Annotated in this window: 20 protein-coding genes, 2 tRNA genes and 1 pseudogene; 13 read left to right on the forward strand and 10 right to left on the reverse strand. The window is 44.6% G+C overall.

From position 1 onward, the window contains the following. Window positions 1-2: 2 nt before the first annotated feature. The 4 genes from A3K91_RS13150 to rsmH form a co-directional block, all read right to left on the reverse strand. Window positions 3-1766, reverse strand: a complete 1764-nt coding sequence (locus A3K91_RS13150; protein ID WP_062845674.1) for a UDP-N-acetylmuramoyl-L-alanyl-D-glutamate--2,6-diaminopimelate ligase — start codon at window positions 1764-1766, stop codon at window positions 3-5. Between the two features lie 71 nt (window positions 1767-1837). Next, on the reverse strand, window positions 1838-3946 hold the full coding sequence (locus A3K91_RS13155; protein ID WP_062845675.1) for a peptidoglycan D,D-transpeptidase FtsI family protein: 2109 nt from the start codon (window positions 3944-3946) through the stop codon (window positions 1838-1840). Next, on the reverse strand, window positions 3943-4497 hold the full coding sequence (gene ftsL / locus A3K91_RS13160) for a cell division protein FtsL (protein ID WP_084387360.1): 555 nt from the start codon (window positions 4495-4497) through the stop codon (window positions 3943-3945). Before ftsL ends, A3K91_RS13155 begins: the two co-directional genes overlap by 4 nt. Before the next feature lie 235 nt (window positions 4498-4732). After that, window positions 4733-5770 (reverse strand): 16S rRNA (cytosine(1402)-N(4))-methyltransferase RsmH, encoded by a 1038-nt coding sequence (gene rsmH, locus A3K91_RS13165; RefSeq protein ID WP_062845676.1) that lies wholly within the window; start codon window positions 5768-5770, stop codon window positions 4733-4735. A 393-nt stretch (window positions 5771-6163) separates the two neighbouring features. On the opposite strand from rsmH, the gene gltX reads away from it, so the two are divergent. From gltX to A3K91_RS13195, 6 genes are all read left to right on the forward strand, one after another. Beyond that, on the forward strand, window positions 6164-7702 hold the full coding sequence (gene gltX, locus A3K91_RS13170) for a glutamate--tRNA ligase (protein ID WP_062845677.1): 1539 nt from the start codon (window positions 6164-6166) through the stop codon (window positions 7700-7702). A gap of 139 nt (window positions 7703-7841) precedes the next feature. Further along, window positions 7842-8207, forward strand: coding sequence for a hypothetical protein (locus A3K91_RS13175; RefSeq protein WP_062845678.1), 366 nt, complete (start codon window positions 7842-7844; stop codon window positions 8205-8207). A gap of 121 nt (window positions 8208-8328) precedes the next feature. After that, window positions 8329-8404 (forward strand) — tRNA-Ala (locus A3K91_RS13180). Between the two features lie 156 nt (window positions 8405-8560). Continuing rightward, a tRNA-Glu gene (locus tag A3K91_RS13185) sits at window positions 8561-8636 on the forward strand. A gap of 432 nt (window positions 8637-9068) precedes the next feature. Continuing rightward, window positions 9069-10109: a hypothetical protein gene (locus tag A3K91_RS13190; RefSeq protein WP_062845679.1), complete on the forward strand. Its 1041-nt coding sequence runs from the start codon at window positions 9069-9071 to the stop codon at window positions 10107-10109. Window positions 10110-10373: 264 nt separating this feature from the next. After that, complete coding sequence (locus tag A3K91_RS13195; protein WP_062845680.1) at window positions 10374-11027, forward strand: LysE family translocator; 654 nt, start codon at window positions 10374-10376, stop codon at window positions 11025-11027. Window positions 11028-11121: 94 nt separating this feature from the next. Here A3K91_RS13195 and acnA read toward each other — a convergent pair whose 3' ends face one another. Both acnA and A3K91_RS13205 read right to left on the reverse strand, forming a co-directional pair. Then, on the reverse strand, window positions 11122-13950 hold the full coding sequence (gene acnA / locus A3K91_RS13200; protein WP_062845681.1) for an aconitate hydratase AcnA: 2829 nt from the start codon (window positions 13948-13950) through the stop codon (window positions 11122-11124). 310 nt (window positions 13951-14260) lie between these two features. Then, window positions 14261-15256, reverse strand: coding sequence for a DUF3025 domain-containing protein (locus A3K91_RS13205; RefSeq protein ID WP_062845682.1), 996 nt, complete (start codon window positions 15254-15256; stop codon window positions 14261-14263). 113 nt (window positions 15257-15369) lie between these two features. Here A3K91_RS13205 and A3K91_RS13210 point away from each other — a divergent pair, with 113 nt between their 5' ends. Beyond that, window positions 15370-16095, forward strand: coding sequence for a metal-dependent hydrolase (locus A3K91_RS13210; RefSeq protein WP_062845683.1), 726 nt, complete (start codon window positions 15370-15372; stop codon window positions 16093-16095). A gap of 189 nt (window positions 16096-16284) precedes the next feature. Then, window positions 16285-16848, forward strand: a complete 564-nt coding sequence (locus tag A3K91_RS13215; RefSeq protein ID WP_062845684.1) for a YchJ family protein — start codon at window positions 16285-16287, stop codon at window positions 16846-16848. Window positions 16849-16856: 8 nt separating this feature from the next. Here the strand turns inward: A3K91_RS13215 and A3K91_RS13220 are convergent, their stop codons facing one another. From A3K91_RS13220 to A3K91_RS13235, 4 genes are all read right to left on the reverse strand, one after another. Beyond that, a complete protein-coding gene (locus A3K91_RS13220; protein WP_062845685.1) occupies window positions 16857-17765 on the reverse strand; it encodes a class II glutamine amidotransferase in 909 nt (302 codons plus the stop codon). Continuing rightward, the gene (locus A3K91_RS13225) at window positions 17766-18080 is read right to left on the reverse strand and encodes a hypothetical protein (RefSeq protein ID WP_084387361.1); all 315 of its coding nucleotides are present in this window, start codon (window positions 18078-18080) and stop codon (window positions 17766-17768) included. Window positions 18081-18131: 51 nt separating this feature from the next. Continuing rightward, window positions 18132-19373 carry a homoserine kinase gene (locus A3K91_RS13230; protein WP_062845686.1) on the reverse strand — a complete coding sequence of 414 codons (1242 nt, stop codon included), beginning with the start codon at window positions 19371-19373 and terminating at the stop codon, window positions 18132-18134. A gap of 223 nt (window positions 19374-19596) precedes the next feature. Beyond that, entirely contained in the window at window positions 19597-20460 is an 864-nt protein-coding gene (locus A3K91_RS13235) for a class II glutamine amidotransferase (protein ID WP_062846025.1), read from the reverse strand. 97 nt (window positions 20461-20557) lie between these two features. Here A3K91_RS13235 and hisF point away from each other — a divergent pair, with 97 nt between their 5' ends. From hisF to A3K91_RS13260, 5 genes and pseudogenes are all read left to right on the forward strand, one after another. Next, window positions 20558-21340 (forward strand): imidazole glycerol phosphate synthase subunit HisF, encoded by a 783-nt coding sequence (gene hisF, locus A3K91_RS13240; RefSeq protein WP_062845687.1) that lies wholly within the window; start codon window positions 20558-20560, stop codon window positions 21338-21340. A gap of 203 nt (window positions 21341-21543) precedes the next feature. Beyond that, complete coding sequence (gene ribH, locus A3K91_RS13245) at window positions 21544-22065, forward strand: 6,7-dimethyl-8-ribityllumazine synthase (protein WP_062845688.1); 522 nt, start codon at window positions 21544-21546, stop codon at window positions 22063-22065. Window positions 22066-22368: 303 nt separating this feature from the next. Beyond that, window positions 22369-23196, forward strand: a pseudogene (gene nusB / locus A3K91_RS14010) (transcription antitermination factor NusB); the annotation flags it as partial. A gap of 26 nt (window positions 23197-23222) precedes the next feature. Next, complete coding sequence (gene thiL, locus A3K91_RS13255; RefSeq protein ID WP_062845689.1) at window positions 23223-24254, forward strand: thiamine-phosphate kinase; 1032 nt, start codon at window positions 23223-23225, stop codon at window positions 24252-24254. Window positions 24255-24257: 3 nt separating this feature from the next. After that, window positions 24258-24839, forward strand: coding sequence for a phosphatidylglycerophosphatase A family protein (locus A3K91_RS13260; protein WP_062845690.1), 582 nt, complete (start codon window positions 24258-24260; stop codon window positions 24837-24839). Window positions 24840-24917 lie beyond the last annotated feature (78 nt).

Below are 24917 nucleotides of genomic sequence, written 5' to 3' on the forward strand. Positions count from 1 at the left end.
ATTTATACTCGTCCCGCTTGCTGAAGTGCATTTTGTAAGACAACACTGTCATCAAAATCATAACGCACGTTATTGATTTCTTGATAGGTCTCATGTCCCTTACCAGCGATGACTACAATATCGGCGGCGGCGGCTTGTCGAACAGCGTACTCAATCGCTTTTTGGCGTGCAGGCTCGATATGCGTACGCTGATATTGCTCAGCACTCATGCCAGCTTGCATGTCTTGCAAAATTATATTCGGATCTTCAGTACGAGGATTGTCCGCTGTGAGTATGATTTGATCCGCACCTGCCAGGCCCGCTTGCGCCATCAATGGGCGCTTACCAGCGTCACGGTCGCCACCACAACCGAATACCGCCCATAGCTGACCATCACAATGGGTTTTAAGACTGGCGAGTACTTGTTGTAAAGCGTCAGGCGTGTGCGCATAATCCACAATAAAACAACCCTCATTGGATGGTACGCGCTGCATGCGCCCAACAGCGCCTTGTAACTGCGGTACAACGGCTGCGATACGCTCGATATCATGGTCAATGTCAGTACCAATCGCCACTGTTGCAGCAATGGCTGCTAGCAAATTGGCCACGTTAAAGCGACCTAACAATGGACTTATGACAGTGATGGTGTTGGTTTGGTCGTGATTGGCATCTGTACTATCAAGATGAACATCACCAGTATTATTACTGACGTTATAGCGCACAGCAATCTCAACCCCTTGTAAACTCGGATTGATAGTAGCGGCGACAAAGGTTGCGTTTTTAGTAGGGTTTAGACTGTATGTCCAGACGGTTAAAGCACTGGTATGCGCCATATCTAGCATAATCTGTGCATGCTCATCATCAAGATTAATAATGGCATGGGTCAACTCTGGAAAATGCGTTTTATCAAACAGCTTAGCTTTAGCAGCAGCATATTCTGCCATATCCGCATGATAGTCCAAATGATCACGGCTCAAATTGGTATAAATCGCCACTGACGCCGGCATGCCTTGTAAGCGCTGTTGATCAAGACCGTGCGAACTCGCTTCCAACGCCAGTAGATCAGCATTTTCTTGCCCCATTTGATATAAGAACTGTTGAACGGCTAACGCATCCCCTGTCGTGTGGCTGGCTTGCACCAACGCTCCAAGCTTACCATTGCCCGCTGTACCCATGACGGCACTACTCATGCCCATCAATTGCGCCAATTGCGCGACCAGTTGACTGATGGTGGTTTTACCATTGGTGCCCGTAACGGCTACAATTGCTGGCAAAATCACTGGTTGCTGATACTGCAAATACGCCTGAATCAAATCGCCCAAAAAATCTCTAATATTAGGCACGTATAAGACAGGACAAGGCAGCGCGATGAGTTGCTGCTGTGCAACCGATTGCAAATTATCTGCTAATGAAGAAGTATTCATATCGGCTGTTGTCAGTAAAGCAATAGGATCGATTTCAGATAAGATAAATGCGGCACTGTTAGCCGCTTGTATCAGATAATCACGACTTTTTTGACTGTGTAGTGTTTGGCTTTTTAATAAGACAAACACATCATTTTTTTTGAGCTGACGGCTGTCCAAACAAAACTGATGGAAGGGAATAGCCGCAATTGAGTCTTGTTGATTGCGGCGAGTTTGTGTCGATAATGCCTGTGCCAATGGAGGCTGCGCGGATGCGGCGATCATCGCTGTTAGGGTTTGCTGCAAACTATGTTTATTACTGGACTCGGCCAATTGTTGCAAGGTGACAGTAGTGCGGTTTAGCGATGAAGTAGACACGGTCATTGGCAAATCCTAAACAGTTAAAACAAATCAAAGAATGAATGGCTAAACATTTAAAAACCGACTACCAATACCTACTTGGCTTTCGTTTCTAACGGTTTGTCCAACGGCACATTATATAAACGTAGTGCTTCTTTCATCACATTATGAAAAACGGGTGCTACAGTTAGACCTGCGTACATTTGACCACGTGGGTCTTCAATCAACATCACACCCACCAATCTTGGATTTGATGCAGGCACCATACCGGCAAAGACGTTACGATATTGATCCGAATAATAGCCACCCTCTGGGTTGATACGGCGCGATGTGCCTGTTTTACCCGCCACCCGATAGCCATCAATAGCGGCGGCTTTGGCCGTACCACCTGTTTCGGTGACACTCTCCATCATCTGCACAATAGACATCGCCTGCTCATGAGCCATAATACGTTTGCTCGGCTTGGTCTTGTCATCTTTGATGAGGGTCAATGGATGCATAACGCCGCCTGCAGCCAGTGCTGAGTAAGCCTGTGCTACTTGTGCCAGCGTCACTTGTAGGCCATATCCATAACTGACTGTCGCCCGTCTTGACGTCTCTTTCTCTTTTGGTGTGACAATAAGCCCACTACCTTCACCTGGGAACTGTAGCGGTGTTTTTTTGCCAAAACCAAACTGTCTTTGCATATTGGTGATGGCTTCGGGTGGTAGCGACAAAGCAATCTTGGTTGACGCCACGTTACTGGATTTCTGTAACAAGGTTGCCAAGTTAATACGACCCAAATTGTTGTGATCTCGAATGGTGTAACCACGAACACGAATAGAGCCTGGATTGGTGTCAATCAAAGAGGTCGTCGTATACTTACCTGAATCTAAGGCTGTCGCAACGGTAAACGGCTTCATCACCGAACCTGGCTCAAAAACATCGAGGAGTGCACGGTTACGCTGATTTTCACCCGTCATTTCATTCAAATTATTGGAGTTAAATGATGGCCATGTAGATAAAGCCAGTACCTCACCCGTTTGTACATCGACGATCATACCCGTAGACCAACGCGCTTTTTGGACACGTCCTGCCTTTTCTAACTCTTTATAAAGCAAATACTGCAAGCGTGAATCAATGGTCAATGCCACATCTTTGCCAGCAATTTCAGGTTCAATCTGCTTTAGCTCTTTTAGGCTGTTTTGTTTGGCATCTTTGAGTACCAAGACTTTACCGTCTGAGCCTGACAGATCTGTTTCGTATTGATGTTCTATCCCTGCGCGTCCTTCGTAACCACCTTCAGGATCGGTAGAGTTTTGCCCCATAAAACCCAAAAGCTGAGAGTTTGGTTGCGGCTGTGGATAATAACGCTGGAAGAAGTTTTTCTCATAGACACCAGGGAAATCAAGCGAGCTGACGCTTTGAGCAATCTCTGGCGTTACCTTGTTCAAAAGGGGCAGATAATGAGAGCCAGCACCCTTTGGTAGGGCAGCTTTGACCGCCTCTTCATCTGTCACATCGACACTGGTATCAATGGCAGTTACTTTTTTTAGCTCATCGACCGAAATATTAGCCGCCGCTGCCAATTTGGTTAAATCCATATTGTCTAAGCGTTTTTGCATACGCGCGACCAACTTTGGACTATCAGGATTGGTCAGGATAATGCGTTTGAGCTCATAATATTCGCGTGCGTAATCGTGCGGACTAAATGTCACGGTCGCAAGAGGCGCACTAATGGCCAATGGTAAATCATTACGATCGGTAATCATACCGCGATAGGATTTTTGCGTACGCACACTAGTGATCAGCTCATTGCCTTTGTCTTGATAAAACTGAGCATTGGCAACTTGTAAATAGTAAGCACGGGCGATGAGCAAACCCAAAATCACCAAGGAGATGACCCAAATCATGCGAAAGCGGTTTTTATCCTGCTCAAAGCCGCCACGAGAAGAGGCGCCAGACGCTTTACCCAAAAACCCTCTTTTACTTTTTTGGTTTTTGACACTGGTATAGGCGCCCTGTTCATCATCTTTTTTGAGACGACCAAATAATCTTTCTTTACGGCTATTGGTGGCTTTAGGATCGGACTTACCGCCTGCTTGACCAGATTTAGCAGCATTGGTACGGCGCAAAGGTTTAATAACTTTACCACTGGCAGCTTTTTTACTGGTGTTTTTTGAGGCAGCTTTACTATTATTGGTATTGGGTTTTTTGTCGCTCATTGTCCTGCCTCCGTTAGGTCGGCATCGCTTGGAGCAACCTCAGATGTTACATCACTTGTCTCGGCAGACCCAGTCTCCGCAGGCACAACAGGTGGTACATTGCTTACTCGTCCTTCGCCAACGATATCTGAATCATTGGTCGCCACCTCGGTAGATTCTGTCGTCTCGGCTGGTGCTACTACGCCTGCCACGCCTGGTTGGATAATCAATTTATCTTCGAGCATAGGAGAGAACATACCCAGCTCAGCAACGGCACGGCTGGCAATTTGCGGTGTTGCACTAAACGTTTGCTGCTCAATCAATAGACGCTGGTGTTCGATCTGTAGCTTTCTCTCTTGTTTTTTCATGTCTTGCAAAGCTTTATAATCCTGGTGGTATTGCTGAATGCCTTCGGCAGTTTTAATTCCACTCCAAATAATAGCCGCCGCCAGCAGCAATAATATGGCGACATAAATACTGACCATATTAAATCGGCGCACAAATAGCTCGCCAATATCGGCATTAGGGGGTATTGTGGCACGACGGTTTGTAGTTTTGTCAGATATTGCCATGACGATCTCAAAAAAGTGAACTTAAAAATATAAAAAGCGATAATCAGTTACGAGTTAACAACCCTCATAAGCTATCCGCACCATCAATTCATATACAGCCAAATACAAAAGTAAACGCTGAGCCTAGCAGATAATGTTTACAGCTTTTTAACAGCAGCGTAATCATTGAAACATTTAGGCATATACAACTCATAAAAAACCAACTGTCCATTACGTCAATGAACTGACTGACGCTTTATGGCGCATTGTCGATGACATAATCACTGTCTGTACGGGTTGCCATTCGTAACCAAGCACTTCGAGCGCGCGGATTTCGACTGGTTTCAGCCTTACTCGGGCCCACGCGTTTGGGTTTACTAAAATAACGCGGCCGTTTGGGCGGCATCGGCAAATTCTCATCTTCTGGATACTGACCTTTGCTATGACGCTGCAAAAACTGCTTGATACGACGATCTTCTAATGAGTGAAAGCTGATTACTGCCAGCTGCCCACCTGCCTTTAAAAGCGGTATGCTTTGTGCTAAAAAGTCGTCAACATCGCCAAGCTCATTATTGATAAAAATACGCATGGCCTGAAAGCTTTGCGTGGCTGGATGTTTGCCGCGCTGCCAATTAGGATGCGCCACTTTAATCACCTCTGCCAGCGCAAGCGTTGAGTCATAGCTCTCCATTTGTTTGATAGCACGGGCAATGCGGCGGCTATGGCGCTCTTCGCCGAATTCATACAATACATTGGCTAAGGTTTCTTCATCAACGTACTCAAGCCACTCTGCAACTGACTGACCACGACTGGTATCCATACGCATATCAACTGCGCCATCCCGCATAAAACTAAAACCTCGGCTACCGTCATCGATTTGCGGAGAGGAAATACCCAAATCCGCCATCAATCCATCGACTTGTGTGATACCGAGAGCTGCCAAACTGGTTGTCAATGTCGCAAAACTATCATGCACCACGTGTATGCGCTTATCTTCGCTTGCCAGTGCGTTGGCAACGCTGATGGCAGTCGGATCTTTGTCAAAGACAATCAACCGCGCATCATCTGCAAGCTGGCTGAGTAGTAAGCGACTGTGACCACCTCGCCCAAACGTTGCATCCACATAGACGCCGCTTACTTGTAAGCTTTTTTGGGGTTTTGACTCATCTTTTTGCGTCGGTAAGGATTTGACACCCAATACCGCTGCGACGGTTTCTGGCAGTAGCACAGCATCGTGGACAAAATCCACCTCGTCTGATGTGGCTGGGTCTTGAATCGACGCTTGAGTCAGCATGTGATCCGTATGTTTTTCGACAGCAGACGGACTGGCCTCTGACTCAGAATGATCAGTGACTAAGGAAGGATTGGCGTTGGTATTTGATTTAGACTTTGATAGGGACACAAACAACTCAGTAGATGATGACCATATTGGCCAGTAATAGTAAAAAATCAGATGAAAATAAACAAGTTATGACTTACTGAGCATTATTATCGCAAGGATACGCAGGTAGTCAAGCGCTAGACGGGCTTTTCGTTAAAAATATCCCGTCTGTCTGTTATACTAACGGCATATTTTACGCTATTTTTTCACGTTGACTTCTATTCTTTCACCTGTATTTTTTAGTCATCTTCTTTATTCATCGTTTTATTTGTCACTTTTCTTTAATAACCATATTCTGAGATTTTTATGATGCAAACCTCGACACCATCTACTACTAACAGCAAGCGTCCTGTCCGTACTCGTATTGCCCCATCACCTACTGGTTTTCCGCATGTAGGGACAGCTTACATCGCTCTTTTTAACTTAGCCTTTGCCAAAGCGCATGGCGGTGAGTTTATTTTGCGTATCGAAGACACTGACCAAACTCGCTCGACTGAACAGTCTGAACAAATGATTTTAGACGCCCTACATTGGGTCGGTCTGGATTGGAGCGAAGGCCCAGATATCGGTGGCCCACATGCCCCTTATCGCCAAAGCGAGCGCAGTGATATTTATAAAAAGCACGCTGAGATTCTAATAGAAAAGGATCATGCATTCCGCTGTTTTTGTACCAGTGAAGAGCTAGACGCTATGCGCGCTGAGCAAATGGCCAATGGCGAGACGCCGCGCTATGATGGTCGCTGTGCCCACCTTGCCCCGGAGAAAACGGCGCAACTGGTCAATGAGGGCAAACCACACGTCATTCGTATGCGTGTACCAACCGAAGGCACTTGCCAGGTTCAGGATATGTTACGCGGCACGGTTGAGATTCCTTGGACACAAGTGGATATGCAAGTGCTGCTAAAAACCGATGGTATGCCAACGTATCATTTGGCCAACGTCGTCGATGATCATTTGATGGAAATCACTCATGTGATGCGCGGTGAAGAATGGCTCAACTCTGCACCCAAGCATCAACTGCTTTATGAGTATTTTGGGTGGGAGATGCCAACGCTTTGCCACATGCCACTACTGCGTAACCCTGACAAATCAAAACTGTCTAAGCGTAAAAATCCAACCTCCATCACTTACTATCGTGATGCAGGCGTATTGCCTGAGGCATTGCTCAATTACCTTGGTCGTATGGGCTACTCAATGCCCGATGAAGCTGAGAAATTCACCTTAGATGAGATGATTGCAAGCTTCGACATTCAGCGTGTATCACTTGGCGGCCCTATCTTCGATATCGAAAAACTCAACTGGGTCAATAGCGAATGGCTACGCGCCCTCACGCCTGAAGAGCTCAAAAATAAAATCCTTGAGTGGGCAAGCAATAGCGATAAATTGACCGCTATCGCCGCCGCGATTCAACCACGTATTGAGCTATTATCTGATGCCGTCAACTGGGGTGGCTTTTATTTCCAAAACTTACCTGAGATCACTGCTGAGAGCTTCACACATAAAACGCTTACGCCTGAGCAAATCGTCGAGACGCTACAATTGGCACTTTGGCAGCTTGAAACCTTACCAACGTGGTCAGAAGAAAATATTTATGCCACTTTAAAAGGCCTTGCAGCCCATCTTGATATTAAGATGCGTGACTTTATGACGCCATTCTTTATCGCGATTGCTGGTAGCACGTCATCAACGCCCGTCATGAACTCTATGGCGATAATTGGTGCTGATATGACCCTGACACGCTTGCGCCACGCTGTTGATGTACTGGGCGGTCTTGGCAAAAAGAAACTGAAAAAATTAGAGAAGCAAGCAGCAGAGTTGCCAGACTTTTTGGCAGCTACTGAATAATTTATCTGCTAAATAATCAATTAGCGAACTTGTCGTATTTAAAAGGGTCAGGCCATCTCTGACCCTTTTTTCGTTGTTAATAACTATTACCCTCAGATTATTAAACATCTTTTATCAAACCTTTTAACTGGAAACAAATATGGCAGCCAAAACCGTCACGATAGAAAGTAAAGATTATGTATTTAACACGCTTAAAGAAGCACAGAAATACTATGATGCCATCGTAAAGGAGCTTTATGATGCAAAACTTACTCTGACAGAGGGTCAGGATTTTGAAGACTTAAAATGGATATACAGCACTTACTGCGGCTACACCAAGCATAATCTAGATAAATTAGGCGAATATGACATCATTGGCTTCAAAGGTATAAGAACAATCCGAGAAAAGGGTGGTCAATATATGCCAACTGAATGCGGTGCCGTTATTTTTTCTGATGGCAGCGAAGAAGAGTTTTACACCGATAAAGCCATTAAAGAGATCGCTCTCAAGCAAAATCCACGCTAATTTCAGCTTATCGAGCAGTTGAAATAGGCTAAAATACTTTTTTTTGCATATTTATGACTTTTTTTAAAATAAGTGTTGACAGACCCCCCTTACTTCCCTAAAATGTGCTCACTCTTAGCGAGGGGCTATAGCTCAGTTGGTAGAGCACTTGCATGGCATGCAAGGGGTCAACGGTTCGACTCCGTTTAGCTCCACCATACTTATTTATAGCAACGCTCAGTATTACTGAAACGTCATCATAAATACTCGCTAGTAGAACAGTATCAGCACCTAGGCAAGGCTTGCTCTATTAATAGATAAGCTATCTGATATTGTGAAGTACCGTTATAACCATTGGTTATGACACTCTATGCGTCCCCATCGTCTAGAGGCCTAGGACACCGCCCTTTCACGGCGGTAACGGGGGTTCGAATCCCCCTGGGGACGCCACTATTCGGCGTCACTTATTAGCACTTTTGCTCTGCATCAGATAAGACTAGTAAGCGAACACTAAAAAGCCCAGTCACATATTTTGTGACTGGGCTTTTTTTATGGCTTAAATTTGTACATTACCATTTTACCTCTCTTTAATTTCCTAGACGACTGTCCATAGTTGTCAATAGTCGTATAAGCACCTCATTTAGGTGATTTACACGTTCTTACATACCGTCGATTTTTTCACCTAGTTTAACAATCCACTACAAAATGCTTGTGTTTTCCTACTCAACAGCATTATTAATCTCAATAATTTTTCCTTATGATTGCCCTATATTCACTATGGATAATATTTGGCAAAAACGAATTTATAAAAAATTTTGTTGTCTATATAGTAAAAAATCTAAACAAATAACGAATAATTAGTGATTTTTAAAAGGAATGGTTATGTTATCTACTTATACCCCTCAACGTCGTCCATCGTGGCGCGGTGTCATCGCCGGTCTGGTCATGGGAATGATTGTCGTCATGGCGATGATTGCTCTCGCTTTGGTACTCAGCTCATTTTTACCGTTTGATTTAAAAGGTACTAGTATTGCTGGTGGTATTTATGCAGCTATTACAGCATTGGTCAGTGCGTTTGTGGCAGGTTATTTTGCGATCAAGTTTTCAGCGCCTGAAGCCCTATTTGGTGATGGTACAGACATTGACCCAAAAGATGCTACGCTAACGGGTATGTTGACAGCGGCTTTAATCGTCTTATTGACCACTTTTTTCACACTCAGTAGTGCCACTGGTATTTTGGCATCAGCAGGTAATGTCGTAGGTGGTACCGTGAGTACAGTCGCTAAAACAGCTGGTGGCGCTGCTGCCGCTGGTACAGCAGCCGCTGGTCAAGCGTCACAAAATGAAGGCGTACAACAAAAAGCACAAGAGATTTACCAGCGCGTATCAGGTGATATCAGCGAACAAGATATCCAAGCTATGGTTGCAAAAAACACGCAAAATTTAGATCAACAGCAGGTTGCAGCGACCAGTCGTGTGGTCGAAGATCTCGTAAATGGTACTAAAAATGAAGTTGCTGAAATGGACTTCACTGATCTAGACACATGGCGCAATATTGATGACTATGCAAAACAACGTATGGCATCTATTGAACAGACCTTAGAAGGCCCTGAATTTATCGCTCGTTTGCAACAAGAAGGTTTGAGTGAAGCAGAAGCGATTCAGGTTCGTACGGAAGTTCAACAGTCATTTAACGAATACAAAATGAAAACTGAGCAGACGATTGCAGAAGCAAGACAAGCAGCTGAGCAAAGACTACAGCAAGCTGAAGACGTTGCCCGTAAAGCAGCATTATATAGTGGTCTATTTTGGTTAATCAGTACGTTGTTGACCTTCATTGCTGCCACTATGGGCGCAAGAAGTGCCGCTTCAAAGTATCGCTTAGCCAAGCCTATGATTACGCTAAATGACAACGTTCGCTAAGATATTTGGTAAAAAATCAAAGCGACACTGATAGCGTATTCACTGAAAATAAAGAAAAGCCCGATCATCATTGGTGATTGGGCTTTTTTATGGTTATTATTTTTAGCATATATTTTATTTCTACTTTTAGTAATCCATGATTATAAACCTTATTGCCAACTCATTTAATACTCGTTAATATCGATACAATTGGAGATTTTATGACTCGTATTCTCAGGTCATGAACAATGATGACGATTGGCGCTATTAAGGACGTGGTTGGCTATGTTTGGTATTGAAAACTATCTAGGGTTTATCCTCGCGGCTATTTTACTCAATCTTACTCCTGGCACAGATAGTATGTACATCATTACTCGTAGTGTCTCTCAAGGACAAAGCGCGGGGCTTTATTCTGTTTTGGGCATCACCACGGGCAGTTTGATCCATACTTTGTTGGCGTCGTTAGGATTGTCCGTTTTATTGGCCAGCTCTCCCACTGTCTTTATGATTGTCAAATATCTTGGTGCAGGTTACTTATGTTATTTAGGATTCAAAATGCTTACTAGCAAACAATCCTCCTCGATAGCAAGCAGTCTGCCTCAAAACAAAGATGTCATTAGGCAGAGCAAGATAGAGGGTTGGCAAATTTATAAACAAGGGGTCTTGACCAACGTCTTTAATCCGAAGGTTGCCTTATTTTTTATCGCTTTTTTTCCTCAGTTTATTGATCCTAATTACGCTTATGGCATGCTGTCATTTTTAATATTGGGACTGACCTTTGCGACCACGGGTTTTATATGGTGCTCATGTTTGGCATTATTGGCGGCTCGGTTCAGCAAAAAATTACGAGAAAAACCTTCTATTGAAGCCATATTAAATAAAATAAGCGGACTTGTCTTTTTTGGCTTAGGAATTAAGTTATTGACTGAGAAGGCTTGAGTACTTAAGTAATCAGAGACAAAAGCGTACGTTATAAAAAAGGCCTCAATCATGATGATCGAGGCCTTTTGTCTATATGAAGTTTGATGAACTATTACACTGCCTCTTTACTCTCAGCAGCCAATTGACGTAGTACGTAATGCAACACGCCGCCATGACGTACGTACTCGCGCTCTTTTGGCGTCTGTAGCATGACGTTGACGTCAAACGTTTCGGTCGAACCATCGGCACGGGTAGCGGTGACGCTTGCGGTCTTGCTCTCACCATTGTCGAGGCCTGTGATGCTGAGCACCTCTGAGCCATCGAGCTTGTAAGTCTCAGCATTTTCGCCCTCTTTAAAGGTCAATGGTAATACACCCATACCGACGAGATTAGAGCGGTGAATACGCTCAAACGAGCTGGTCAATACGGCTTTTACGCCAAGCAAGATCGTACCTTTAGCCGCCCAATCACGGCTAGAGCCAGAACCGTACTCAGCCCCGCCCAATACTACGAGGGGACGCTTATCTTCCTTGTACTTCATTGCTGCATCATAGATGGCCATCTCTTCACCATCTTGCAACGTGGCGCTGTCACCTTTGAAGTAATAGGTATAACCGCCCTCTTTACCATTCATCATGGTGTTTTTGATACGAATATTGGCAAAGGTACCACGTGTCATGACCGCATCATTACCACGACGTGAGCCATAGCTATTAAAATCAGCTTGCATCACACCACGTTCTTTCAAGTACTTACCTGCTGGAGAGTCAGGATCAATATTACCAGCTGGCGAAATATGATCGGTGGTGATCGAATCACCAAACAGACCTAAGATGCGCGCGCCTTCGATATCTGGAATACCTTCTGGCTCCATAGTCATGCCATCAAAGAACGGTGGGTTTTTAATATAAGTAGATTCTTCGCTCCACGGGTACAGCTGGCTGTCAGCTGAGCTGATGGCGTTCCACGCTTTACTGCCTTCAAATACTTCGCCATAGTTTTTGCGGAACATATCGGCATCAATATTATTGGCTATCAGCTCGTTGATCTCTTCTGACGTTGGCCAGATGTCTTTTAGATAGACATCATTGCCCTCTTGATCTTGACCGATTGGGTGCGTTGTCATATCGATATCGACCGTACCTGCCAGCGCATAAGCAACCACTAGCGGTGGTGACGCCAGATAGCTGGCTTTGACATGTGAGTGAATACGGCCTTCGAAGTTACGATTTCCAGATAGTACGGCAGCAGCAACCAAGTCGTTTTCCTCAATACCCTGCTCGATACTTTCAAGCAACGGCCCTGAGTTACCGATACAAGTCGTACAACCATAACCTACAAGGTAAAAGCCTGTTTTTTCTAGCTCATCCATCAACTTAGTCTTTTCTAAGTAATCAGTCACCACTTTAGAGCCAGGCGCTAATGAGGTTTTGACCCAAGGTTTTGCTTTGAGTCCTTTTGCCGCCGCTTTTTTTGCCACCAAGCCAGCGCCGATCATAACTGCTGGGTTAGAGGTGTTGGTACAAGAGGTAATCGCGGCAATCACCACTGAGCCATCACGTAGTTTATGGTCCTTGTCGTTGATACTAACAGTAGAAAACACCCCATTTGCAGGCTGATAACCTTCATCTTGGCTATTATCCATTTTTGGCTTCGCTGCTAAGGTTTCGGCTTGCTCTTGCTCACCGCCTTCTTGGTCGAAACGAACTTTACCTTCGACTTCTGATTTTCGGTCTTTGGTCATTTTTGCTAACGTTTCGCCAAATTTTTCGTGCATATCAGACAGGTTGATACGTTGCTGCGGTAAGTTAGGACCTGCCAGTGCTGGCTGGACAGACGATAAATCCAGCTCTAGCTTGCTTGAATACGTCGCTGCTGGCGTATCCGCATCATGCCACAAGCCTTGCGCTTTGGCATATTTTTCGACCAGCTCAATTTGAGATTCCTCACGTCCAGACAGGCGCAAATAATCGATGGCCATTTGGTCAATCGGGAAAATACCACAGGTGGCGCCGTATTCTGGCGACATATTAGCAATAGTGGCACGATCGGCAAGCGGCATACTGTGTAGACCTTCACCATAAAACTCAACGAATTTACCAACCACACCATGGGCACGCAGCATCTCAACCACACGCAATACCAAATCTGTTGCTGTGACCCCTTCGGTCAGCTTACCTGTCAATTCAAAACCGACTACTTGTGGAATGAGCATTGAGGAGGGTTGACCAAGCATCGCCGCTTCCGCTTCAATACCGCCCACGCCCCAACCGAGCACACCGATACCATTAATCATCGTTGTATGGCTATCCGTACCAAATACCGTATCAGGATACGCTGTCAGCTCACCGTCTACGTCTGCTGCCATTACGACACGTGCCAAATACTCAAGGTTTACCTGATGCACAATACCTGTCGCTGGCGGTACGACAACGAAGTTTTCAAAGGCATTACGACCCCAATGCAAAAACTCATAACGCTCATTATTACGCTTAAATTCGATTTTTTCGTTTAAATCAAGCGCATCTTCGCGGCCATAAGCATCTACTTGTACAGAATGGTCAACAACCAATTCACTTGGGATAAACGGATTGATTTGCTCGGCTTTACCGCCCAGCTCGACCACCGCATCACGCATGGCTGCCAGATCGACGACCGATGGCACACCTGTAAAATCCTGCAACACGACGCGGGCGGGCATAAAGGCGATCTCTTTTGACGCTTCGGCACCTGCATCCCAATTTGCAACCGCTTCAATATGGTTTTCACCGACAGATTGACCACCATCTTCATTGCGCAATAAATTCTCTAAGACGATTTTCATGCAAAACGGTAGTTTGCTGATGTTTTCAAAGTTTTTGGTCAGCTTTGGCAAACTGTAATAGGCATGTTCCTTGCCATCGACCGAGATCGTATCTTTTACATTAAAAATATCACTCATGGTAGCTTCCTTATCGTTGTTATGGATTCTGCACATAAACCGTGAGGCGTTTATGCGGATGATTGGTGGCTATATAGCTAAAGACTTTGTTGCTTACTAATAATGGCTTTTAGTAATTGACAGAGCATTACTTAAAATAGAGATAGGTGTTTGCAGTAATAGCACAAACGTACTTATTAGTACTTAACGATACCTCTATTTACCATAACAAACATCCTATACTTTGTGAACGCTTAGACGTTGTCAAATCGTGGCACAATCGTAAACGGTACAATGGTTGAACACTTTTTTGATAAGTATTTAGAGGCTTTCACCTTTTACTTTTTTGGCGACGTCCACTGCGAAAGACATAAGGGTCATCGTAAAAGTGAGTGTGCTTGTTTTCAGAGCAAAAATACGGCACACCCAAAATCGGTAATGGAGATAAATGACGCGGCGTAACCTCATCATGCGATAGTAACTCATCCATCTGCTGAGCCAGTGTACGGTCTAAATAATTCATGCGTTCAGACAATGGCAATGCAAAGAAATCTTGTGTCACATAAATAACGAGACTATGCGCACATAAGGGTTTGCGGGGTTGTACCAACTGCTCTAGTAGCGCATGACCAAAAACATAGACAGCCGCTTGCGCATGGCGATTCACTTGTTTTGGATTGTCCCATTGGGCACGCGACTCAACCAAACTTGCTTGCCAATCAAATGCTTTTAATCCTTTACCAATGCGTCTATCAGACGTGACCAGCACTGCGCCATTTTCATCAAAGACAGTAATAGTATCGCGTACCCGTCCTCGACTATGCCCAATGCCCTGCGCGGCAATTTCTAGCATGTGGAAGTGATTTAGTAGCGCTTTGGTCTTCGGAAACGTGAGCCAAATACTGCCATTAAACAAGTCATGCAAATTATCACGCGTAGGTATATTGCCCGTCTTCGCGATAAAATACTCATAAGCCTCGCCTTCAGGTAACGCGTTTTGTGAGACGAATGTGAGCGTTTGCGCTTGTGCGTTTTGAGTTGGTTTGGTGGTCGGCAAACCCTCTTGTACGCCGTCGCAGCGTAGCATCAAGGCCGTATTTAATATATCAGCGATAATGTCGATTGGCTGACCATCACGCGCGGTAGGACTGTCTTGTCCATTTGTCTCACTTAAACCTTTTACCGTATCGCCAATATACTTTAGCTGGTTTAAGTGGCTGAGCCATGGCGCTTGCCAATCAATCTCAGCAAATTGCTTATCAAATATAGGTAAATGACTAAAGGAGGCATGAGAAGGTATTTTGAAAGGTAAATCAGTCGCGGTCATATGAGCGATCCCTATTAGACGTATGGCTGGTCTATGGTATCATGGTGCGCTTTTTTACAGCTAGATGAGCCGCTCGAAAGGTCTTTTTGAGCGCTATTTATTGATGAGTGTCTATGGCAAATTTTAATACCCATTTAAACACCGCATTTATGGTGAGTGGTACGCTGAGTTTAACGGTTTATAAAGCAGGGTTGGTTGACGATTCAGGATTTTTGATGTGCGTGGCGCTGGGTACCATCGGCGGGCTCTTGCCCGATTTGGATTCCGATAACTCAACACCGATTAAACTTGGTTTTAACATCACTTCTTTTATTTTTGCTTTTGGTCTAGTTATGCATTGGCGCAGTGAGCTGAGTTTATTGTCGCTGATTGTTTTGTGGCTGGCTGGCTATTGTTTTATGCGTTATACCGTTTTTGCTGTTTTTACCAATATGACGGTGCATCGAGGCGTGATTCATTCTGTGCCTTATATGGCGATACTGGGACTTGGACTCACCTGTCTTAGCTATTATGTGTTGCAGCTTCCCCTGACTGCCAGCTGGTTTTATGGTTTGTTTTTATTTGGCGGTGCGCTGGTACATTTATTATTAGATGAAGTGTATAGCGTCAATTTATCCAACATGAAAATGAAGCGCTCATCCGGTACGGCGATGAAGTTTTATCAGCATAAAGATAAGTGGTGGTACTTATTAATCTATACCGTACTGGCTATGCTGCTGTATCTGACGCCGCCCTTTGAACCTTTTTGGCAACAGCTGCGAGATCCAGCACCGTGGGCACAATTAAAAGTGGGCATTTTGCCTGACATCGTAGAAGATATGCTGCGTGAGAGACCATGATGATGCTTGACGATCAAAATATCATGCACTGCTAATATCAATTTTTTTGCTTGCTGTGCCTGCGCAGACAGAGGCTGCAAAAATTGATATCAGTAGTACCGTAGCGTTTTTGAGATATTTTGACCATAGTTACATCGTGGCTGCTATAGAATAAATCGACTATATAAATACGAATCATTAGAGTACGCTATGTCACTTTCTACACTGTCTACTACCCAAACCTGTCCTTGCCAAATCAATCCGTTATTAGAAATAGGCTCGCCGCTCACATATCAAGAATGCTGTCAGCCTTATCATGATGCGTTTTCTAATGCAGATATGGACGAATTAAGCGCGGTAAGGGCAGAGAATGCCGAGCGTCTCATGCGCACGCGCTACAGTGCGTTTGTATTGGTCAAGCCAGATTATATCGTCAAAACCACACTACCCACGCAGCAAAACTCGCTTGATATGAATGCGATTGAAAGTTGGGCGACAGAGACCGACTGGGCAGGATTGGAGATTGTGCAGCACACACCAAAGCTGGGTAAAAGACACGCACAGGTTGAGTTTAAGGCGTACTTTAATAATGTAGACGGCATGCAGGCGCATCATGAACTGTCTGCCTTTGTAAAGATGAAAGACAAAGCTAATAATGATGCGCATTGGTACTTTTTAGACCCGACGGTTGCGATGAGTGTAACGCAAAAGCAACCGTGTATTTGTGGATCTAGTGAGAAGTTTAAGCGCTGTTGTGGGGAGTATTTGGGTTAGTAACCTACCTAAACACTCGCCCCAACGGCTCGTGCAATCGCAATACCTTCCTCAATGGTCAAAAACTTGCGCTGGCTTGGGCTGTCTTTATAAATCACATCGCCATCTTGAAAAATGAGACACTCATTGACGGCCAATTGCTGCCATTTTTCATTTTCAGTCAGTGGGACAGTCACCAAGATAGTCACTTTGTCCGTGTCTGTAGTCACATCTCCAAAGTTAATCGCCATATCATCATCAGCGAGTTTGGCTTCGCCAAATGGCGCTTTACGTGTGAGATAAAACAATAAACTCCCCGCATACGCCATTTGCCACCTGCCGTTAGATATTAAGCAATTAAATAAACCGTTTGCAGACAGATAGCGACATTGCGTGGTCAAAAAATTAAACAGCGTTTGGTCATCAGGACGGGTTTTAAAGGTACTTTTTAGACGATTCACCAAATAGCAAAACGCCATTTCGGAGTCAGTTGACCCTACTGGTTGGCAATGCGTCGCGTTGCCATTGTCTTGCAGACGTTGGCACCGTTTAATAAAGTCGCTATTCATTTGCCCATTATGCGCAAATACCCACTGCTCGCCCCACACTTCACGGACAAAAGGATGCGTATTTGCTAAGCAGTTTTGGCCTTGAGTTGCTTTACGAATATGCGCGATAACGTTCATTGCTTTAATAGGATAATTGTTGACCAGATCGGCTACAGGGGATTCATGGCTGGGACGATTGTCGTGAAACAATCGCAATCCCGTTGACGCATTTGTCGAATCATTATTATTAGTGCAGTCACTACGCTCAAAGAACGCAATACCAAAGCCGTCTTCATGACTGTCCGTCATACCGCCGCGCTTGCGAAAACCCGCGAAGCTAAATCCAATATCGGTTGGCGTATTACAGTTCATTCCTAAGAGTTGACACATTTATAGAGTACCGCCGTTGTTATTGTCTTTTGCAGGATTCACAGTCGCGTTTAGAGCAGTTTCTGTCGACTCATCAAATAGCTCATAAGGAGTCGTCTCCCCCTCTGTATCAATACTATTCAAAATACGCTGAGCCTCTGCCAGCTCAGTGTCCTGAACCCATAGTACGATGCCTGAATTCATTCCTGGCATTGCACTAAGCGGCTGTAGCGACACCGTAATATCATTGTTGCGCAGTAAGTTGGCATGCAGCTCGCCTTGCATATTGGTATCGTAACGCGCTAATTTGTGCCAGTTATCAATTTGATCGGTCATGATAAAATCCTTTTAAATTCTTTGAAAACGATTGCTTAAAAAACAAGTTCTTTAATAAAAATTAAACCCTTGTGACCAATTAATCTGACCAAGTGGGTAAGCATCAATATGAAAACCATTGGGATAGTCTTTAAAACCAGGCTGCATTTTTAACTGAGACATTGCGGTTTGCGCTTGTTGCTCAGTCGCAAATACACCTATTAATTTATAATCTTCAACATCATTATTTTTGTCATCGTCTTTATAGAGCGCATGTTCAAGAACAAAAACCGTATTTTGCGCTTTTTCCACATGTGACCAATGATAAGCCGCAAGGCGTTTCATCAAGTCTGGATTTTTGACCATAATATTATCGCCAGTGCGTCCTTCAGTACGATTGTAATGAATGACGTTTAGGCGCAATAACCAAAAGATAACCGCCGCTTTGGCTAGCATCACTGGTAAGGCACGCTTTTCATCATCACCAAGTAGTCGCTTGGACTCGTATCCTTGTAAAAACGCCGCCATTTTACTGCGATCAAAATTCACCGACTCGCCTTGTTCGGCATCGCCCCACGTCGTACAAAAGTCATTAATAGTAATGGCAATATCCATGACGTAGTGCTCGGAACTAACCTCAGTAAAGTCCAACAGTCCTGTCAGACGAGACTCCCCTTTTTGTAGATGCCAAAGCGTGTTATCCGCAAACATATCCAGATGACACAAGCCTTTTGGCAAGGTTGCAAGCGGTAAGTCTGTATAAGCGCGCCAAATGTCACTCATCAATTTGGCTTCGTCACTTGGCATAAACTGACGTTCACGGTCGCGGACATCCGCCCATGGATACAAAGGTACGCCATATTGCTCGCTCGGTTGTAGCGCTTGCAATGTTTCATGTAGCAACGCTAGAGCGGCCCCAATCTCATGGCACATTGCTTGAGTGGTATGCTCTGGGTGCGTGCCCGCCAAGCAAGGAACAAGCGTAATGGCCTTGTCTTCATAATGGATGACATAGCGTTTATCGTTATCCGTTTTAGCAGCATCCAATTCGATAACAGCCAATGGCGCGGCCACAGGTAACTTACCATTCAACTGATTGAGAATAACGGCCATCTTTTCGATATCAGCAGGTGGACGCTCTTCAAATAAAGTAAATACGTAGGAGTGCTCGCCATCTACATCGTCAGTCGTCTGAATAAACCAGTTAGAGTTTTTGATACCTTGCGTAATCGGAATGGCACGCGCAAACGACACGCCAAAGCTTTGGCAAAAGGCGGCAAACTGGTCATCGGTTAACTGGGTATAGACAGACATAACATCTCACTTATGATAATTAAACGGTAAAAATTAGGGTGAAATAATACATTTAGTTCGGGCAACAATAAATGTGGCAGCAGATAGTAATAGTGACAATTAGGCGATTAATAAGCAAACTTTAAATATCGACATGATCCTCTGAAATCCATCTGCGCTCTATAATTTAGTAGATACTAAATAAAATGGCTACCAGATATTATGAAGTTGGCTGACGCACAGGCTAGGCATTTTTTGCAATCTCTAAGCCCTTTTCAATCGACAAATAAACAGGCGATTTAGGCAAGTCTTGGTAAACCTTATGACCATCTGCAAAAATGATGCACTCATTGACGGCAAGCTGTTGCCATTCCTCATCATCTGTGAGCGGCGTAGTGGCAAGGATTGTCATAACATCATCGGCATCATTGACCGTTTCAAAATCCATGGTTACATCCACGTCGATGAGGGACGCTGAACCAAATGGTGCTTGACGAGTGATATGAAACAATAGGGTATCGGCATAAGCAAGCATCCACTCGCCATTGGACAGCAGACAATTAAATAATCCGTAATTCGCCAAAAAACGGCACTGCTCTGTTAAAAACACATACAGCGTTTGTGAATCAGGCTTATGCTCAAAACGGTCTTTGAGCTGATTGAGTAAATAGCAAAAGGCAAATTCTGAATCGGTATCGCCTACTGGAATATAATGACTAGATTTACCTTGTTTGCCTGTTGCTTGATTAATGGGGTCGCTATCTGAGGCATCTCTAATGGTCATTTTACCGTTGTGAGAAAATACCCAAGCCTCGCCCCAAATCTCGCGGGTAAAGGGATGCGCATTACATAACAATTGATCATCTGACTTACGAATATGGACAATAGTATTGGCCGCCTTCACTCGGGTTTGACTGACCAATTCGGCAAGCGGAGAGTCCATCGCCGCACGATTGTCGTAGTAAAGGCGCAATCCTGTCGGCTCAAAGTAAGCGATTCCAAAGCCGTCGATATGATCATCGGTCAGTCCACCACGAGCCCGAAAACCAGCAAAAGAGAAACCAATATCAGCAGGATTTTTGCTGTTCATAGCGAGCAGTTGACACATAAGCAACCTTTGCATTTGTTTTGTAAAATAGTTACGCGTATCATAGCATTTTATACGATTCATCTTTGTATTCTTGCACGAATTAATAGGCGGTTTTATGCTAGCAAAACGTATCATTCCCTGTCTTGATGTGGACAATGGCCGCGTGGTCAAAGGTGTCCAATTTGTCGATATCAAAGACGCAGGGGATCCAGTTGAAGTCGCCAAACGCTATAACGAGCAGGGCGCAGATGAGATTACTTTTTTGGATATTACTGCCACCAATGATGAGCGTGACACCACCTATCACACTGTCGAGCGCATGGCTGAAACCGTATTTGTACCCTTAACCGTCGGTGGCGGCGTGCGTAAAATCGCTGACATTCGCAATTTGTTAAATGCCGGTGCGGATAAGGTCGCGATCAATTCAGCCGCTGTGTTTACGCCTGAATTTGTTGGTGAAGCGGCGCAAAAATTTGGCAATCAATGTATCGTGGTGGCGATTGATGCCAAGCGTGTCGAGGATATAACTGTTGATGGTATTGTCATGCCACGTTGGGAGATTTTTACCCATGGCGGACGCAAACCCACAGGCATTGATGCCGTCGCTTGGGCGCTCAAAATGGCAGAGCTGGGTGCGGGCGAATTGTTGGTCACTTCAATGGATGGCGATGGCACTAAAAAAGGCTATGATTTGGCGCTCATGCAACACATCACCAGCCAAGTCAATGTCCCTGTTATTGCCTCGGGCGGCGTTGGTAACTTACAACATTTGGCCGAAGGCGTCTTAGAGGGTGGCGTAGATGCCGTGCTTGCCGCCAGTATTTTCCACTTCGGTGAATATACGGTCTTAGAGGCCAAACAGTATATGGCATCGCAAGGCATACAGATGCGCTTATAAGACATTGGTAAAATGCCAATAAATCATAAAAAATGTTATCATAGTACTAACCACTTATTTTTGTTCATTTAACTGCCTGTTTTTGCGACGACTCATTCATGAATGACCAGACAATCAAACAAGCTATTTGAATCTATTACTATATTTAACGCTCTGTTCCCTCTAATATTTCCATTGAACGCCAATCAGGCAAAGGATTTTTTATGTCAAATTTACAACAGCAACGCAATGACGTGACCCATATCGATGGTAATTTGCATCAAAATGCCGATGCCCGTATCGGTATCGTGGTCGGTCGTTTTAATGGTTTTGTTGTCGAGTCATTAGTAGATGGTGCCATTGATGCGTTACTACGTCATGGCGTTTTGGGTAGCAATATTACGGTTATTCGTGTGCCGGGCGCATTTGAGTTGCCGTTGGTTGCCCAGCGCGCTGCTGAATCAGATCGTTTTGATGCCATTATTGCTTTAGGCGCGATTATCCGTGGTAGCACGCCGCACTTTGATTTTGTTGCAAGCGAGTCTGCAAAAGGCTTGAGCAGTGTCGCCATTGATTACAATATCCCAGTCGCAAACGGTGTTTTGACGACTGACAGTATCGAGCAAGCCATTGAGCGTTCTGGTACCAAAGCGGGTAACAAAGGCTCAGAAGCGGCTATGGTTGTTTTAGAAATGATTGCCGTATTGTCACAGTTAGACATTGACGATGAGAGCGACGTCGCTTAGTTTGTTTGAATAAAGTCATCTTTATTGAGAACAAGATTATATGTTTAATAAGATTGATATTGTCTGATGTAAATTTTATGGATGCGGCTTTTTGATAATAGCCGCATTCACATAACATTAGCCAGCACTAACAACTGGTTGTTTATTGAATTTTCACCGTATTTCTATCCTTTTTTAAAATATAAAGACCTCACTCACATCAGTAAAAGTACTATGAGTGGAACGCTTGCCGACCATGATGACGCACGTTGTTGATTTATATTTTAAATAGGTATTATCTCAAAATTTAGGTACAGACCCCCTATGACTGACCAACTCAAGCGCGCTATCAGCGCTGCAAAAACCGCACAAGACAACGATCCACAAGCTGAAGCTACTCGCATAGCCAGCAGCAGTGCGGGTGATCAAACCTTTGATATGAGTGAGTCTTCTTACAAGACCAGTCACACCGCTATCCGTAAGGCAAGACGTTTTGCCATGCAAGGTCTATACGAATGGCTTGTTACTGATCGCCGCTTCGACATAGATGGCAAGCTTGGTTGGAAAGCCAATGCCCCACACGATATCGCTGCCCGTACACGTGCGACCAACGCCATGCACACGGTACATATCGGCTACTATCATGAAATGATGCGCGATATCCCAGAGCAAATTGAGACGCTGGATGCGCTCATTAGCCAACATCTTGATCGTGACATCAACAAATTAGATACGGTTGAGCACGCTATTTTGCTTATTGGTGCTTATGAGCTACAGAATCGCTTTGAGATTCCTTATAAAGTCATCCTTGATGAAGCAATGAAATTGAACAATCATTTTGGTGCCACTGATGCACACAAATTGATCAATGCTGTACTTGATAGAATGGCCGTGGAACTGCGCGTCATTGAAATAGAAGCCGATACCAAAGCCAATCTGCGAACGTCGCAAAAAGCAGCTGCTAAACAGGCTGAAGTTCAAACAGTCGATACTCCTGAAACAACAGATGTAGACGCTGCTGAAACTAATAGCAACAACCAACCTACGGCATCTAACAAACCGCGTATCAGCGCCAATAATGCCAGCGTCAAACGCAATAGCGCTAGCAAAGCCAGTGCCAATATCAGTGAATTTAAAGCGAATAAAAAAGACGCTGACGCCAAAAGCCAAGACTGATCATGAATGAGTTTGAGCTGATTGAGCGCATATTTTTACAGATGCAAGCGGCACAGCCCTTATCAAGTGGTCTTGAAAAAGGTATTGGTGATGATGCTGCTGTCATGGCCTTGCCTGCAGGTTCGCGTTTGGTCAGCTGCATTGACACCCTCGTTCAAGGTCGACACTTTAGTGCTGACTGGGATCAAATTGATAAGCTTGCCTTTGCCATTGGTTATAAAGCAGTGGCGGTTAATGTCTCAGACATTGCTGCCATGGGTGCAATGCCGCACAGTATTTTACTCGCATTGGCCTTGCCTAAACGTCTTGCAAATGAACAATGGTTAAGTGACTTTGCCAAAGGCTTGTTTCATGCCTGCCAGCTATTTGGAGTTACCCTAATCGGCGGTGATACCACGCGCAGCGATAGCCTAGTACTCAGTGTCAGCGCTCAAGGCGTATTGGCAAAAGATACGCCAGCTGTTTACCGTTCAGGGGCGCAGGTTGGTGATAGAGTATATGTGTCAGGAACATTAGGCGACGCCAGTTATGCATTGCAATATCCTGATAATACTCAGGGCATGGCATTGGCACATCGTCTGCACATGCCGACGCCGCGCATTGCATTGGGAGCTGCTTTAGCAAAAATCGGCGCAACAGCAATGATAGATATCTCTGATGGTCTATACCAAGATCTTGGACATATCTGTCAGCAAAGCGCTGTTAATATCCGCTTAAACCTAGAACAGCTGCCCAGTAGCACGTCTTTGTCAGTCGTTGACTTATCTGAGCGTTTACTGTGTCAATTGGCTGGTGGTGACGATTATGAATTGGCTTTTACGTTGCCAGCTCATGTTACTCCTCCTGCCAGCAATGTCCCTGTTACCTATATTGGTGATGTTATCGCAATAGCAGATAATGTAGGCGCTACTGCAGACGCCACAATACCGATGCGCCCTGAGCTTTATTATCAAGGGCAATCAGTCACCCCAACCCATCCTGCGCCATTTACCACATGGCCTACGCTTACTGGTTACCAACACTTTACAGGTTAACCCATGATCGACCATGATTTATCTAAGCCCGATATTCGTAAAGCTAATGATTGCCCGCCTCTCCCAGTAAATGCCAGCATGCTTGATCGTATGGTCTATTGGCTTGGGCTTGGTTTGGGTAGTGGTCTGCCCCGCCGTGCACCTGGTACTTGGGGAACGATAGGGGGTTTGATTGTCGCCATACCACTATTAAGCCTTGGATTTTTACCATTTTTGCTGATTACTATTTTGTCTTGCTTTATTGGTATTTGGATCTGTGGCCGTACTTCTGAGCTGATGAAAGGGCATGATGACCCTCATATTGTTTGGGATGAATGGGCAGGCATGTGGCTTACCTTATTACCTTTTTCTTATATGAGCGTGACGGCTGATAATTTTTGGCAGTATATTTCGCAGCCGTCTTCCCTTGCTGCTTTGCTCTTGGCTTTCGTACTTTTTCGCTTTTTCGATATCATTAAACCGCCACCAATTGGTTGGGCTGATAGAAAGGTCGCTGGCGGTCTGGGTGTAATGCTCGATGATATTATTGCAGGAGTGATGGCGCTCATCGTGTGGATAATTGTGATGATGGTTTTTTTTCTTTAGTGGTTATGAGATACGAATAAGTTTGATGATTTTAAGTATTGCTACATACATTTTTTTATAGCGCTAAGTTACAAAGCT

Origin of the sequence: Psychrobacter alimentarius, assembly GCF_001606025.1 — a bacterium.
In the GTDB taxonomy this organism is placed as follows: Bacteria; Pseudomonadota; Gammaproteobacteria; order Pseudomonadales; family Moraxellaceae; genus Psychrobacter; species Psychrobacter alimentarius.

What these genes read in the sequence shown, in the direction of transcription:
- acnA (WP_062845681.1), bottom strand. Translation starts at nt 13,950, where the DNA reads ATGAGTGATATTTTTAATGTAAAAGATACGATCTCGGTCGATGGCAAG.
- A3K91_RS13260 (WP_062845690.1), top strand. Translation starts at nt 24,258, where the DNA reads ATGATCGACCATGATTTATCTAAGCCCGATATTCGTAAAGCTAATGAT.
- A3K91_RS13155 (WP_062845675.1), bottom strand. Translation starts at nt 3,946, where the DNA reads ATGAGCGACAAAAAACCCAATACCAATAATAGTAAAGCTGCCTCAAAA.
- gltX (WP_062845677.1), top strand. Translation starts at nt 6,164, where the DNA reads ATGATGCAAACCTCGACACCATCTACTACTAACAGCAAGCGTCCTGTC.
- hisF (WP_062845687.1), top strand. Translation starts at nt 20,558, where the DNA reads ATGCTAGCAAAACGTATCATTCCCTGTCTTGATGTGGACAATGGCCGC.
- A3K91_RS13205 (WP_062845682.1), bottom strand. Translation starts at nt 15,256, where the DNA reads ATGACCGCGACTGATTTACCTTTCAAAATACCTTCTCATGCCTCCTTT.
- thiL (WP_062845689.1), top strand. Translation starts at nt 23,223, where the DNA reads ATGAATGAGTTTGAGCTGATTGAGCGCATATTTTTACAGATGCAAGCG.
- A3K91_RS13215 (WP_062845684.1), top strand. Translation starts at nt 16,285, where the DNA reads ATGTCACTTTCTACACTGTCTACTACCCAAACCTGTCCTTGCCAAATC.
- A3K91_RS13220 (WP_062845685.1), bottom strand. Translation starts at nt 17,765, where the DNA reads ATGTGTCAACTCTTAGGAATGAACTGTAATACGCCAACCGATATTGGA.
- rsmH (WP_062845676.1), bottom strand. Translation starts at nt 5,770, where the DNA reads ATGCTGACTCAAGCGTCGATTCAAGACCCAGCCACATCAGACGAGGTG.
- A3K91_RS13175 (WP_062845678.1), top strand. Translation starts at nt 7,842, where the DNA reads ATGGCAGCCAAAACCGTCACGATAGAAAGTAAAGATTATGTATTTAAC.
- A3K91_RS13235 (WP_062846025.1), bottom strand. Translation starts at nt 20,460, where the DNA reads ATGTGTCAACTGCTCGCTATGAACAGCAAAAATCCTGCTGATATTGGT.
- A3K91_RS13190 (WP_062845679.1), top strand. Translation starts at nt 9,069, where the DNA reads ATGTTATCTACTTATACCCCTCAACGTCGTCCATCGTGGCGCGGTGTC.
- A3K91_RS13195 (WP_062845680.1), top strand. Translation starts at nt 10,374, where the DNA reads ATGTTTGGTATTGAAAACTATCTAGGGTTTATCCTCGCGGCTATTTTA.
- A3K91_RS13225 (WP_084387361.1), bottom strand. Translation starts at nt 18,080, where the DNA reads ATGACCGATCAAATTGATAACTGGCACAAATTAGCGCGTTACGATACC.
- ftsL (WP_084387360.1), bottom strand. Translation starts at nt 4,497, where the DNA reads ATGGCAATATCTGACAAAACTACAAACCGTCGTGCCACAATACCCCCT.
- A3K91_RS13210 (WP_062845683.1), top strand. Translation starts at nt 15,370, where the DNA reads ATGGCAAATTTTAATACCCATTTAAACACCGCATTTATGGTGAGTGGT.
- A3K91_RS13150 (WP_062845674.1), bottom strand. Translation starts at nt 1,766, where the DNA reads ATGACCGTGTCTACTTCATCGCTAAACCGCACTACTGTCACCTTGCAA.
- ribH (WP_062845688.1), top strand. Translation starts at nt 21,544, where the DNA reads ATGTCAAATTTACAACAGCAACGCAATGACGTGACCCATATCGATGGT.
- A3K91_RS13230 (WP_062845686.1), bottom strand. Translation starts at nt 19,373, where the DNA reads ATGTCTGTCTATACCCAGTTAACCGATGACCAGTTTGCCGCCTTTTGC.